The following is a 13,504-nucleotide window of genomic DNA, read 5'->3' as shown; positions in this document are numbered from 1 at the left end:
CGCGCGCCTCCCCGTCCCCGTCCGCCGGGCGCCCGGTGTCCTCAGCGCAGGTAGGCGAGGCCCGGGTGGACGGCCGTGTAGCCGTCCACCAGCGCGCGGGCCACCGTCACCGAGTCGACGAGCGGGTGCAGCGCGAACGCCTTCACCGCCGTCGCGCGCGAGCCGGACTCGGCCGCCGACAGCACCTCCCGCTCGACCGCCTTGACCGAGCAGACCAGGCCGGTGGCGTGACCGGGCAGCGGGTCCACGGCGACCGGGTGGGCCCCGTTGGCGTCGACCAGGCACGGCACCTCGATCACCGCGTCGGCGTCGAGGACCGCGAGGGTGCCGCGGTTGCGGACGTTGAGGATGAGGGTGGCGCGCTCGTCGCGGGCGATGGCCCGCATCAGGGCGAGGGCGACCTTCTCGTAGCCGCCGGACAGATCGTCGGCCTCGCGCTCGCCGGCGCCCGCGCTCTGCCGGTTCTCCGCCATGTAGGTGGCCTCGCGTTCGGCGCGCGTGCGGTCCCACGCGGCCAGGGCGGACACCGCCGGGTCGCCCGCCTCGGCGTAGAAGCGGGCCTGCTGGTCGCGCAGGAAGGCACCGCGGGTGCGCTCGGCCGCGCGGTAGGCGCGGACGGCCTCGCGGTTGAAGTAGTAGTAGTGCAGGTACTCGTTGGGGATGGCGCCGAGCGACCGGAGCCAGTCGGCGCCGAACAGCCTGCCCTCCTCGAAGGAGCCGAGCAGGGCGGGATCGGCGAGCAGGCGCGGGAGTTCGTCGCGGCCCGCGATCCGCAGGCCGCGCACCCAGCCGAGGTGGTTGAGGCCGACGTAGTCGATCCACGCCTCGGCCGGGTCGGCCGCGCCCAGGACGCGGGCGATGCGGCGGCCGAGGCCGACCGGCGAGTCGCAGATGCCGATGACGCGGTCGCCGAGGCGCCGGGACATGGCCTCGGTGACCAGTCCGGCCGGGTTGGTGAAGTTGATGACCCAGGCGTCGGGGGCGAGGCGGGCGATCCGGGCGGCGATGTCCGCCGCGACCGGGACCGTCCGCAGACCGTAGGCGATGCCGCCCGCGCCGACCGTCTCCTGGCCGAGCACCCCCTCCGCCAGGGCCACGCGTTCGTCGTGCGCGCGCCCCTCCAGGCCGCCGACGCGGATCGCGGAGAAGACGAAGGCGGCGCCGCGCAGGGCCTCGTCGAGGTCGGTGGTGGCGACGACCTCGGGGGCGTCGGGGACGCCGGCGGCCTGTTCGGCCAGGACGCGGGAGACCGCGCGCAGCCGGCCGGCGTCGGGGTCCTGCAGGACGACCCGGTCCACCCGGCCCTCCCCGCGGTCCCCGAGCAGTGCCCCGTACACCAGCGGCACCCGGAATCCGCCGCCGCCCAGAATCGTCAGCTGCACGCCGCTCCCGCCTCTCCACCGCGATCACCTGCCGGCACGTGTGCACAGTACTCGCCGCCGTTCTGGTGTTCCGCGGCGCGGCCACCGGGTTCCGGCGCTCGTGTCCGTCCCGGGACGGTGACCCGGCGCCCGGCGCGTGGTTCGATGCGATCGCCATCTCCCACGTGCGACAGGAGTCTGATGAAGCGTCAACTATGTGTCGTCGCCGCCCTGACCGGTGCCCTCGCCCTCGCCGCGGGCTCCGCCTCGGCCACGGGCGCGCCGCTCTGGACGGAGACCGCGACGGCGTACACCGACACCCTGGGCGGCGGCCAGGGCCTCGCCAGCCGGGCGGACGGCTCCCTGCTGTACCGGGGACTCGCCGACATCCCGCTGGGCCTGCGGATCAAGGGCTGGAACCACGTCGGCGACCCGGACATCGCGCGCGGCCACGTCGTCGACGCCTACCAGGGCGCGGACACGGCCACGTCGAAGATGTTCACGGTGACCACCCCGGCCGGGAAGCGCTACGAGTACGTCCACCCGCTGGCGCCGGGCGAGAAGGTGAACAACTCCTTCGCCGCCGTCTCGCCCGACGCGCGCTGGCTGGTCGCCGGGGAGTGGGGCGAACAGCACCGGCTCCAGGTCTTCCCCGCCCCGCTGCTGAACCCGGGCACCCCCGCGGCGGGCGGGACCCTCCCGGAGGCGGGGCAGATCACGCTGGACCGGCCGGTGCGCGACATCCAGGGCTGCGACTTCGTGACGGACACCCGTCTGGTGTGCGCCTCCGACGACGCGTCCGCGACGCACTTCCCGGAGCAGCGGCCGCTGCTCCAGGTGGACCTGCCGCACGCGCTGGACGGCACACCGGTGGCCGGTACGGTGACGAGCCTGTTCGCGCTGCCGCAGCGCAGCGCGTGCTCCGGCGGCGGGTACGAGACCGAGGGCGTCGACTACGACCCCGGCAGCGGCCTCCTGCGCGCCCAGGTGATCCAGCCGGGGGTGTGCGCGGTGGCGACGACCGTGTACGCGTACCGGGAGACCGGCGGCTGATCCGGACGCCGCCTCCAGGGGTTCGCTCCCGGCTCCGCTCCCTTCCCGGTTTCCCCCTTCAGGGAGTGAACTCCTGTGCGCGGGCGGGACTTTCTCGGTTTCACCTCTTGACGCCGACGGTGGCGGCGAGCACATTGGGCGCACTCTGAGAGCGCTCTCAATCTGCCATGGGGGCGTTCTCGGCGACACCCGTGCATCCGTTTCCGTACCGAGAGGCACCCCCACATGAGCGCACCCTCCGGCACCTCGCACAGACGGGGTCCGCTGCGGCGGGCCCTGATCGCCGCCGCCGGCGTCCTGGGCCTGGCGACGGCCGCGGCGACGGTCACCGCCCCGTCCGCGACCGCCGCGGCCCCGCCGCCCCCGTCCGGCTGGACACAGGTCTTCGTCGACGACTTCAACGGCGCCGCCGGCACCGGCGTGAACACCACGAACTGGCGCTACGCGACCGGCACCGGCTACCCCGGCGGCCCCGCCAACTGGGGCACCGGCGAGATCGAGACGATGACGTCGAGCACCGACAACGTCTCGCTCGACGGCAACGGCAACCTCCGCATCACCCCGCGCCGCGACGCGTCCGGCCGCTGGACCTCCGGCCGGATCGAGACCAACCGCGCCGACTTCCAGCCCCCGGCGGGCGGCAAGCTGCGCGTCGAGGCCCGCATCCAGGTGCCGAACGTCACCGGTGCCGCCGCCAAGGGCTACTGGCCCGCGTTCTGGATGCTGGGCGCGCCCTACCGGGGCAACTACTGGAACTGGCCCGCCGTCGGCGAGCTGGACATCATGGAGAACACCCAGGGCCTGAACACGGTGTGGGCCACCATGCACTGCGGCACCTCGCCGGGCGGCCCGTGCAACGAGACCAGCGGCATCGGCGGTTCCACCGCGTGTCCCGGGACCACCTGCCAGGCCGGGTTCCACACCTACCGTCTGGAGTGGGACCGCTCGACGAGCGTGGAGGAGATCCGCTTCTACGTCGACAACACCCACTTCCACACCGTCCGCGAGAACCAGGTGGACGCGACGACCTGGGCCAACGCCACGGACCACGGCTACTTCCTCATCCTCAACGTGGCGATGGGCGGCGGTTTCCCGGACGCCTTCGGCGGCGGGCCGGACGCCGGGACCGTCCCGGGCCACTCCATGGTGGTCGACTACGTCCAGGTGCTGTCGGCCGGTGGGAGCGGTACCACGCCGCCGCCGACCGGCAACCGCGACGCGTACGGCGCCATTCAGGCCGAGTCGTTCGACGGCCAGTCCGGCGTGTTCACCGAGTCGACGTCCGACACGGGCGGCGGGCAGAACATCGGCGCCCTCGCGAACGGCGACTGGGCTCTCTACCGGGGCGTCGACTTCGGGTCCACGCCCGCCCGCCAGTTCGTCGCCCGCGTGGCGAGCGGGGCCGGCGCCGGGGTGAGCGGTCTGGTCGAGGTGCGGCTGGACAGCCGGAGCAACCCGCCCGTCGGCAGCTTCGCGGTCGGCAACACCGGAGGCTGGCAGTCGTGGCGCACGGTCCCGGCGAACATCTCGTCGGTCACCGGCACGCACGACGTGTACCTGACCTTCACCAGCGGACAGCCCGCGGACTTCGTGAACGTGAACTGGTTCCACTTCGGCCGCTGACGGCGGCCCGCCTCCCCCGAAGAGGGGCTCCACGCGCGCGTGGAGCCCCTCTTCGTCATCGCAGCTCCGCGCGGAACGCCGCCGGCGTCGTCTCCGTGTGCTGGTGGAAGAACTTGGAGAAGTTCGCCGCGTCGGGGAAGCCGACCGCGGCGCCCACCCGGCCGATCGGCAGATCGGTGTGCGCGAGCAGGCGCTTGGCCTCCAGCACCACCCGCTTGTCGATGAACGCCTTCGGTGTCTCACCGGTCGCGGCGCGCACCGCGCGGACGAGGGTGCGGCGGGAGTAACCGAGGGCGTCGGCGTAGGCGCTGACGCTGTGGTTGGTGGCGAAGCCCGCCTCGACGGCGTCCCGGAAGAGGGTGAACGTGGTGTCGCCCGGCCGGCCGGCGGCCTCGGCTGAGCCGGCCGCGAGGTGGGCGAGGCGCAGCAGGAACGCGGTGAGGGAGTGGCGCAGGACCGCGGTGTGCAGGCCCGGCGGGAGGGTGTCGGTGTCCTCGTACTCGCGGCGCAGCTGGGCGAGGGACGCCTCCAGCGCGGCGAGCCGCGGCGGGTCGGGGCGGAGCAGCGGCGGCAGGTCGTAGCGGTACAGGCCGGTGTCCTCGACGGTGGCGCGGGGCAGGAAACCGGGCTGCATGGTCAGGACGGTTCCGCGGTACTCGCCGGTGGTCGTGAAGCGGTGCACTTGTCCTGGACGGATCCACAGCACGTCGCCGGCCGTCGCCTCGTACTCGGTGAAGTCGACCATGTGGCGGACGGGGCCGGCGGCGAAGACCAGCACGACATGGAAGTCGATGCGGTGGACGCGGCCGAGCAGGGCCTCGGAGTGCCAGGTACGGCCGGCGCCCATCGGACCGACCTGCATACCGACACCGCTGATGCTGCGGTCGGCGGGGAAGGCGAAGGTTCTGATGCCGTCGTCGTCGCCCGCGGAGTTCGTTCTGTCCACCATGTCCGTCTCATGCCGTCTCGGTCCCGCACGCCGCCGTCCGGGTGTCCCACTTTCACCACAGGCTGACACACGCAGACCTTCACTCGAAAAAGTCAGACTTTTAGAGTCGAACGCGGCTGACCAGGAAAGACATCGGATTCAATGACTTTTTGAAGGGGACTGCGATCAGATGAGCACGCAGACAACCGACGGCTTCGAGTGGACCGACCTCGACCGGCGTGCCGTCGACACCGCGCGGCTGCTGGCCGCTGACGCCGTCCAGAAGGTGGGCAACGGCCACCCGGGCACGGCGATGAGCCTGGCCCCCGCCGCGTACACGCTCTTCCAGAAGGTGATGCGGCACGACCCCGCGGATCCCGAGTGGGCGGGCCGTGACCGGTTCGTCCTCTCCCCCGGGCACACCTCGCTGACCCTGTACACCCAGCTCCACCTCGCCGGGTACGAGCTCGGCCTGGACGACCTCAAGGCGTTCCGCACCCTCGGCTCCAAGACGCCCGGCCACCCCGAGTACGGGCACACCGCCGGGGTGGAGACGACGACCGGCCCGCTGGGCCAGGGGGTCGCCAACGCCGTCGGCATGGCCATGGCCGCCCGCTACGAGCGCGGCCTGTTCGACCCGGACGCGCCGGCCGGCGACTCCCCCTTCGACCACACCGTCTGGGCGATCGTCTCCGACGGCGACCTCCAGGAGGGCGTCTCCGCCGAGGCGTCCTCGCTCGCCGGCCACCAGAGGCTCGGCAACCTGGTCCTCCTCTACGACGACAACCACATCTCCATCGAGGGCGACACCGCGACCGCGTTCTCCGAGGACGTGCTGAAGCGCTACGAGGCGTACGGCTGGCACACCCAGCGGATCGAGCCCGCCGAGAACGGCGACGTGGACGTCCACGCCCTGTACGCGGCGCTGCGGGCCGCCCGCGCGGAGACCGGGCGGCCCTCGATCATCGCGATGCGCACGATCATCGCCTGGCCCGCGCCGAACGCGCAGAACACCGGGGCCGCGCACGGCTCGGCGCTCGGCGAGGAGGAGATCGCCGCCACCAAGCGGATCCTCGGCTTCGACCCGGAGCGGACCTTCGAGGTGCCCGACGAGGTCATCAAGCACACCCGCCGGGCGCTCGACCGGGGGGCCGAGGCGCACACCGCTTGGGACAAGCAGATCGCCGCCTGGCGCACCGCCCAGCCGGAGCGCGCGGCCGAGTTCGACCGGATCAGCAGGGGCGAGCTGCCCGCGGGCTGGGAGGAGTCGCTGCCGGTCTTCGAGCCCGGCAGGGCGGTCGCCACCCGGGCCGCGTCCGGCAAGGTCCTCCAGGCGCTGGGCGAGGTCATCCCCGAGCTGTGGGGCGGCTCCGCCGACCTGGCCGGTTCGAACAACACGACGATCGACAAGACGTCGTCCTTCCTGCCCGAGGGCAACCCGCTGCCCGAGGCGGACCCGTACGGCCGTACCGTCCACTTCGGCATCCGCGAGTTCTCCATGGCCGCGGAGATGAACGGCATCGCCCTGCACGGCAACACCCGCGTCTACGGCGGCACCTTCCTGGTGTTCTCCGACTACATGCGCAACGCCGTACGCATGTCCGCGCTGATGCAGCTGCCCGTGACGTACGTGTGGACGCACGACTCCATCGGTCTCGGCGAGGACGGCCCGACCCACCAGCCGGTCGAGCACCTGGCCGCGCTGCGCGCCATCCCGGGCCTGAACGTGGTCCGCCCGGCCGACGCCAACGAGACCGCCGTCGCCTGGCGCGAGATCCTGCGCCGCCACGCCACCCGGCCGGCCCCGCACGGCCTCGTCCTCACCCGGCAGGGCGTACCGACGTACGCGCCGAACGAGGACGCGGCCAAGGGCGGCTACGTGCTGCGCGAGGCGTCCACGGGAGCCCCGGACGTGCTCCTGCTCGCCACCGGCTCCGAGGTGCAGCTGGCCGTCGCCGCCGCCGAGACGCTGGAGGCGGAGGGGATCGGCGCCCGGGTGGTGTCGATGCCGTCCGTGGAGTGGTTCGAGGAGCAGCCGCGCGCCTACCGCGAGAGCGTCCTTCCGCCGTCCGTGAAGGCGCGTGTCGCTGTCGAGGCGGGGGTGGGTCTGACGTGGTACCGGTTCGTAGGTGACGCAGGACGCATTGTCTCCCTCGAACACTTCGGTGCCTCCGCCGACGCGAAGACCCTGTTCGCCGCCTATGGCTTCACCGCCGACAACGTCGCCGCGGCCGCCCGGGAATCCGTGGCCGCCGCGCGCGGTTGATCCGACCGCAGAAAGAAGATGATCTCAGTGACCGAAGCAACCGCGCGTGCGGGAGCCCTCAAGCGCCTGTCCGACCAGGGCGTGTCGATCTGGCTGGACGACCTGTCCCGCGGTCGGATCACGTCCGGCAACCTCGCCGAACTCGTCGCGACCAGCCACGTGGTGGGCGTGACCACCAACCCGTCCATCTTCCAGGCGGCCATCGGCTCCGGCGCCGGGTACGAGGACCAGCTGGCCGACCTCGCCGTACGGGGCGTGACCGTGGACGAGGCCGTCCGCATGATGACGACCGCCGACGTGCGGGCCGCCGCCGATGTGCTGCGTCCCGTGTACGAGGCCACCGGCGGCCGCGACGGCCGGGTGTCCATCGAGGTGGACCCCCGGCTCGCCCACGACACGGCGGCCACGATCGCCGAGGCCAGGCAGCTCGCCTGGCTGGTCGACCGGCCGGGTGTCATGATCAAGATCCCGGCGACCGAGGCGGGCCTGCCCGCCATCACCGAGGTCGTCGCCCAGGGGATCAGCGTCAACGTCACGCTGATCTTCTCCCTGGAGCGCTACCGGGCGGTCATGGACGCCTACCTCGCCGGCCTGGAGCGGGCCCAGGCCGCGGGCCTGGACCTGAGCACCATCCACTCGGTCGCCTCCTTCTTCGTCTCCCGCGTCGACAGCGAGATCGACAAGCGGCTGACCCTCCTCGGCACCGACGAGGCCCTGGCCCTCAAGGGCCGGGCGGCGCTCGCCAACGCCCGGCTCGCCTACGAGGCGTACGAGGACGTCTTCGGCGGCGACCGCTGGCTGGCGCTGGCCGGGGCGAAGGCCAACAAGCAGCGCCCGCTGTGGGCGTCGACCGGGGTGAAGGACCCGGCGTACAAGGACACCCTGTACGTGGACGAGCTGGTCGCCCCGGGCACGGTCAACACGATGCCCGAGGCCACCCTCGACGCCGTGCGCGACCACGGCGAGATCACCGGCGACACCGTCAGCGGCGGCTACGCCCAGGCCCGCGCCGACCTCGCCGCCGTCGAGCGGCTGGGCATCTCCTACGACGAGGTCGTCCGGCAGCTCGAGGACGAGGGTGTCGCCAAGTTCGAGACCGCCTGGCAGGACCTGCTGGACGCGGTGACGAAGTCCCTGCTGAGCAAGGGAGTTGACGCGTAAATGAGCGAGACCCCGCTCGACGAGAAGACCGCACCCCGGGCCGGTGAGGAGACCGCACCCGAGGCCGGGCGGAGCACCCAGGCCGGGGAGGGAACCGTTCCGGCGACCGGCTGGGCCAACCCGCTGCGCGATGTGCGCGACCGCCGGCTGCCGCGGATCGCGGGCCCGTCCGGGCTCGTCATCTTCGGTGTCACCGGCGACCTGTCCCGCAAGAAGCTGATGCCGGCCGTCTACGACCTGGCCAACCGCGGCCTGCTGCCGCCGGGCTTCTCGCTCGTCGGGTTCGCCCGCCGGGACTGGGAGAACCAGGACTTCGCCGAGGTCGTGCACAACGCCGTCAAGGAGCACGCCCGCACCCCCTTCCGCGAGGAGGTCTGGCAGCAGCTCGCCGAGGGCATGCGGTTCATCCCCGGCGACTTCGACGACGACGAGGCGTTCAAGCAGCTGCGCGCGGCGGTGGAGGAGCTGGACACCTCGCGCGGCACCAGCGGCAACTACGCCTACTACCTCTCCGTGCCGCCGAAGTTCTTCCCGAAGGTCGTGCAGCAGCTGAAGAAGCACGGTCTGGCGGACGCGCCCGAGGGGTCCTGGCGGCGCGCGGTCATCGAGAAGCCGTTCGGCCACGACCTGGCGAGCGCCTGTGAGCTGAACGCCATCGTGCACGACGTGTTCGAACCGGACCAGGTCTTCCGGATCGACCACTACCTGGGCAAGGAGACCGTCCAGAACATCCTGGCGCTGCGCTTCGCCAACCAGATGTTCGAGCCGATCTGGAACCGGTCGTACGTCGACCACGTGCAGATCACCATGGCCGAGGACATCGGCATCGGCGGCCGGGCCGGATACTACGACGGCATCGGCTCGGCCCGGGACGTCATCCAGAACCACCTGCTCCAGCTCATGGCGCTCACCGCCATGGAGGAGCCGGCCGCCTTCGACGCCGAGTCGCTGCTCACCGAGAAGCTGAAGGTGCTGAAGGCGGTGCGGCTGCCGGAGGACCTGGGCCGGCACACCGTGCGCGGGCAGTACGTGGGCGGCTGGCAGGGCGGCGCGCAGGTGCGCGGCTACCTCCAGGAGGACGGCATCGACCCGGCCTCCACCACCGACACCTACGCCGCGGTCAAGCTGGGCGTGGACAACCGCCGCTGGGCGGGCGTGCCGTTCTACCTGCGCACCGGCAAGCGGCTGGGCCGCCGGGTCACGGAGATCGCGGTGGTCTTCCAGCGCGCCCCGCACTCCCCCTTCGACTCGACGGCCACGGAGGAACTCGGCCAGAACGCGATCGTCATCCGGGTCCAGCCGGACGAGGGCGTCACGGTCCGGTTCGGCTCGAAGGTGCCGGGCACGTCGATGGAGATCCGGGACGTGACGATGGACTTCGCCTACGGCGAGTCCTTCACCGAGTCCAGCCCGGAGGCGTACGAGCGGCTGATCCTGGACGTGCTGCTCGGCGACGCGAACCTGTTCCCCCGTCACCAGGAAGTGGAAGAGTCCTGGAGGATCCTCGACCCGATCGAGGAGTACTGGGCCACGCACGGCAGGCCCGCCCAGTACGCGTCGGGCAGCTGGGGACCGAAGGAAGCCGACGAGATGCTCGCACGAGACGGACGGAGCTGGCGCAGGCCATGAAGATCGACCTGACCGACACCACGGCAAGCAAGATCAACAAGGCGCTGGTCCAGGGCCGCCGCGCCATCGGCACCCCGGCCGTGGGCATGGTGCTGACGATGGTCATCGTCACCGACGAGGAGAACGCCTACGACGCCATCAAGGCGGCCGAGCAGGCCTCGCACGAGCATCCCTCGCGCACCCTGGTCGTGATCAAGCGGCACGCCCGCACCCCGCGCGAGCGCACCCAGTCCCGGCTGGACGCCGAGGTCCGCGTCGGCTCCGAGGCCGGAACCGGCGAGACCGTCGTGCTGCGCACCTACGGCGAGGTGTCCGACCACGCGGACTCGGTGGTGCTGCCGCTGCTGCTGCCGGACGCCCCGGTCGTCGTGTGGTGGCCGGTGGACGCCCCGGACGTGCCCGCCAAGGATCCGCTGGGCGCGCTGGCGCAGCGCAGGATCACCGACATGTACGCCGTCGAGTCGCCGCTGCGGGTGCTGGAGAGCCGGGCCCGCTCCTACGCGCCCGGCGACACCGACCTGGCCTGGACCCGCCTCACCCCCTGGCGGTCGATGCTGGCCGCCGCCCTGGACCAGGCCCGGCTGACGATCACCTCGGCGGCCGTGGAGAGCGAGGCCGACAACCCCAGCGCGGAGCTGCTCGCCCGCTGGCTGGAGGCCCGGCTGGACGTCGCGGTCGAGCGGGTCGAGACCGCGGGACCGGTCGTCACCGGCGTCCGGCTCGGCACCGAGAAGGGCGAGATCGTCATCGACCGGCCCGAGGGCCCGCTGGCCACGCTGACCCTGCCCGGCCAGCCCCCGCGCACCCTCGCCCTGAAGGTGCGCCCCACTTCCGAACTCATCGCCGAGGAGCTGCGGCGCCTCGACGCCGACGAGATGTACGCCGTCGCCCTGCGCGGCAAGGACACCGAGGAGAACGCCTGAGATGTCCGACTCCCCCCGGCTCACCCGCCGCCCCCAGTGGACGGCCCTGGAGGACCACCGCGCGAACTGGCGGGCGCACCTGCGCGAGCTGTTCGCCGACGACCCCGACCGCGCCGAGCGGTACGTGGTGCGCGTCGGTGATCTGCGCATCGACTACTCCAAGCACCTGATCACCGACGAGACGCTGGAACTGCTGCGCGAGCTGGCCGCGGCGACCGGTGTGTTCGGGCTGCGGGACGCCATGTTCCGCGGCGAGCGGATCAACACGACCGAGCGGCGGGCGGTGCTGCACACCGCGCTGCGGGCGCCGCGCGACGCGGTGATCGAGGTCGACGGCGAGAACGTGGTGCCCGGTGTGCACGCGGTCCTCGACCGGATGGCCGACTTCGCCGAGCGGGTCCGCTCCGGGGCGTGGACCGGCCACACCGGCAAGCGCATCCGCAACGTCGTCAACATCGGCATCGGCGGCTCCGACCTCGGCCCCGCGATGGCGTACGAGGCGCTGCGGCCGTACACGGCTCGGGAGCTGACGGTCCGCTTCGTGTCCAACGTGGACGGCGCCGACCTGCACGAGGCCGTCCGCGACCTGGACCCGGCCGAGACGCTGTTCATCGTCGCGTCGAAGACCTTCACCACCATCGAGACGATCACCAACGCCACCTCGGCCCGCAACTGGCTGCTCGACGGCCCGGCCGGGCTCGGCGACGAGAAGGCGGTGGCGAAGCACTTCGTGGCGCTGTCGACGAACGCCGGGAAGGTGGCGGACTTCGGCATCGACACGGCCAACATGTTCGAGTTCTGGGACTGGGTCGGCGGCCGCTACTCGTTCGACTCGGCGATCGGCCTGTCGCTGATGATCGCCATCGGACCGGCCGGCTTCCGGGACCTCCTGGACGGCTTCCACACGGTCGACGAGCACTTCCGCACCGCGCCCGCCGAGGCCAACGCGCCGCTCATCCTCGGCCTGCTGGGCATCTGGTACAACAACTTCCACGACGCCCAGTCGCACGCGGTGCTGCCGTACAGCCACTACCTGTCCAAGTTCACCGCCTACCTCCAGCAGCTCGACATGGAGTCCAACGGCAAGTCCGTGGACCGCGACGGGCAGGAGGTCGGCTGGCAGACCGGGCCGGTGGTGTGGGGCACCCCCGGCACCAACGGCCAGCACGCCTACTACCAGCTCATCCACCAGGGCACCAAGCTCATCCCGGCCGACCTGATCGGCTTCGCCCGCCCCGCCGGCGAGCTGAGCGACGACCTCAAGGCGCAGCACGACCTGCTGATGGCCAACCTGTTCGCCCAGGGTCAGGCACTCGCCTTCGGCAAGACCGCCGACGAGGTCCGCGCGGAGGGCGTGGCCGAGGAACAGGTGCCGCACCGCACCTTCCAGGGCAACCATCCGACGACCACGATCCTGGCCCCCGAGCTGACCCCGTCGGTGCTCGGCCAGCTCATCGCGCTCTACGAGCACAAGGTGTTCGTGCAGGGCGCGGTGTGGAACATCGACTCCTTCGACCAGTGGGGCGTCGAGCTGGGCAAGGTGCTCGCCAAGCGCGTCGAGCCCGCGCTCACCGAGGGCGCCGACGTCCCCGGCCTCGACCCCTCCACCGCCGCCCTCGTCGCGGCGTACCGCGACCTCAAGGAAGAGAAGTAATCATCATGCAGCTCGGACTCATCGGCCTCGGCAAGATGGGCGGCAACATGCGCGAGCGGATCCGCCGCGCGGGCCACACCGTCGTCGGCTACGACCGCAACCCCGACCTCTCCGACGTGAGCGGTCTCGCCGAACTCGTCGAGCGGCTCGACGCGCCCCGCACCGTGTGGGTGATGGTCCCGGCCGGCGCGCCCACGCAGTCCGTCATCGACGAGCTGGCGGACCTGCTGGAGCCCGGGGACACCGTCGTCGACGGCGGCAACTCCCGCTGGAGCGACGACGAGAAGCACGCCGCCGAGCTGGGCGCCAAGGGCATCGGCTTCGTCGACGCCGGGGTCTCCGGCGGGGTGTGGGGCCTGGAGAACGGGTACGCGCTGATGGTCGGCGGCGACAAGGAGCACGTCGACCGGGTCCAGCCGGTCTTCGACGCGCTCAAGCCGGAAGGGCCGTACGGTTACGTGCACGCCGGCAAGGTCGGCGCGGGCCACTTCGCGAAGATGGTCCACAACGGCATCGAGTACGCCATGATGCAGGCCTACGCCGAGGGCTGGGAGCTGCTGGAGAAGGTCGACTCGGTGACCGACGTCCGCGAGGTGTTCCGCTCCTGGCAGGAGGGCACGGTCATCCGTTCCTGGCTGCTGGACCTGGCGGTCAACGCCCTCGACGAGGACGAGCACCTGGAGAAGCTGCGCGGTTACGCGGAGGACTCCGGCGAGGGCCGCTGGACGGTGGAGGCGGCGATCGACAACGCCGTGCCGCTGCCCGCGATCACCGCTTCGCTCTTCGCCCGGTTCGCGTCCCGCCAGGACGACTCCCCGCAGATGAAGATGATCGCCGCGCTGCGCAACCAGTTCGGCGGGCACGCCGTGGAGGCGGCGAAGAAGTAGCCGGCACACCGTGGGACCT

General features: G+C 72.0%; 10 protein-coding genes. 8 read left to right on the top strand and 2 right to left on the bottom strand.

What is annotated here, in order from left to right; genetic code table 11:
• Positions 1–41 precede the first annotated feature (41 nt).
• Positions 42–1,382, bottom strand: a complete 1,341-nt coding sequence (locus SGLAU_RS27605; RefSeq protein WP_043505231.1) for a 6-phospho-beta-glucosidase — start codon at positions 1,380–1,382, stop codon at positions 42–44.
• Positions 1,383–1,562: 180 nt separating this feature from the next.
• Here SGLAU_RS27605 and SGLAU_RS27600 point away from each other — a divergent pair, with 180 nt between their 5' ends.
• A complete protein-coding gene (locus SGLAU_RS27600; RefSeq protein ID WP_043507132.1) occupies positions 1,563–2,414 on the top strand; it encodes a hypothetical protein in 852 nt (283 codons plus the stop codon).
• 225 nt (positions 2,415–2,639) lie between these two features.
• On the top strand, positions 2,640–4,037 hold the full coding sequence (locus SGLAU_RS27595; RefSeq protein ID WP_043505230.1) for a glycoside hydrolase family 16 protein: 1,398 nt from the start codon (positions 2,640–2,642) through the stop codon (positions 4,035–4,037).
• A gap of 55 nt (positions 4,038–4,092) precedes the next feature.
• Here the strand turns inward: SGLAU_RS27595 and SGLAU_RS27590 are convergent, their stop codons facing one another.
• Positions 4,093–4,986, bottom strand: a complete 894-nt coding sequence (locus SGLAU_RS27590) for a helix-turn-helix domain-containing protein (RefSeq protein WP_043505229.1) — start codon at positions 4,984–4,986, stop codon at positions 4,093–4,095.
• A gap of 169 nt (positions 4,987–5,155) precedes the next feature.
• On the opposite strand from SGLAU_RS27590, the gene tkt reads away from it, so the two are divergent.
• Genes tkt through gnd form a run of 6 tightly spaced genes read left to right on the top strand, consistent with a single transcriptional unit; the run spans position 5,156 to position 13,485 of the window.
• Positions 5,156–7,231: a transketolase gene (gene tkt, locus SGLAU_RS27585; protein WP_043505228.1), complete on the top strand. Its 2,076-nt coding sequence runs from the start codon at positions 5,156–5,158 to the stop codon at positions 7,229–7,231.
• 18 nt (positions 7,232–7,249) lie between these two features.
• The gene (gene tal / locus SGLAU_RS27580; protein WP_043505227.1) at positions 7,250–8,392 is read left to right on the top strand and encodes a transaldolase; all 1,143 of its coding nucleotides are present in this window, start codon (positions 7,250–7,252) and stop codon (positions 8,390–8,392) included.
• Positions 8,393–10,021, top strand: a complete 1,629-nt coding sequence (gene zwf, locus SGLAU_RS27575; protein ID WP_052413918.1) for a glucose-6-phosphate dehydrogenase — start codon at positions 8,393–8,395, stop codon at positions 10,019–10,021.
• A complete protein-coding gene (gene opcA, locus SGLAU_RS27570) occupies positions 10,018–10,944 on the top strand; it encodes a glucose-6-phosphate dehydrogenase assembly protein OpcA (RefSeq protein WP_043505225.1) in 927 nt (308 codons plus the stop codon). Before zwf ends, opcA begins: the two co-directional genes overlap by 4 nt.
• A 1-nt stretch (position 10,945) precedes the next feature.
• Complete coding sequence (gene pgi / locus SGLAU_RS27565) at positions 10,946–12,598, top strand: glucose-6-phosphate isomerase (RefSeq protein WP_043505224.1); 1,653 nt, start codon at positions 10,946–10,948, stop codon at positions 12,596–12,598.
• A 5-nt stretch (positions 12,599–12,603) separates the two neighbouring features.
• Positions 12,604–13,485: a phosphogluconate dehydrogenase (NAD(+)-dependent, decarboxylating) gene (gnd, locus tag SGLAU_RS27560; RefSeq protein WP_043505223.1), complete on the top strand. Its 882-nt coding sequence runs from the start codon at positions 12,604–12,606 to the stop codon at positions 13,483–13,485.
• Positions 13,486–13,504: the final 19 nt, after the last annotated feature.

The organism is Streptomyces glaucescens (assembly GCF_000761215.1).
In the GTDB taxonomy this organism is placed as follows: Bacteria; Actinomycetota; Actinomycetes; order Streptomycetales; family Streptomycetaceae; genus Streptomyces; species Streptomyces glaucescens_B.
The sequence above is the reverse complement of the archived record's forward strand: the minus strand, read 5'-3'. Positions and strand labels throughout refer to the sequence as shown.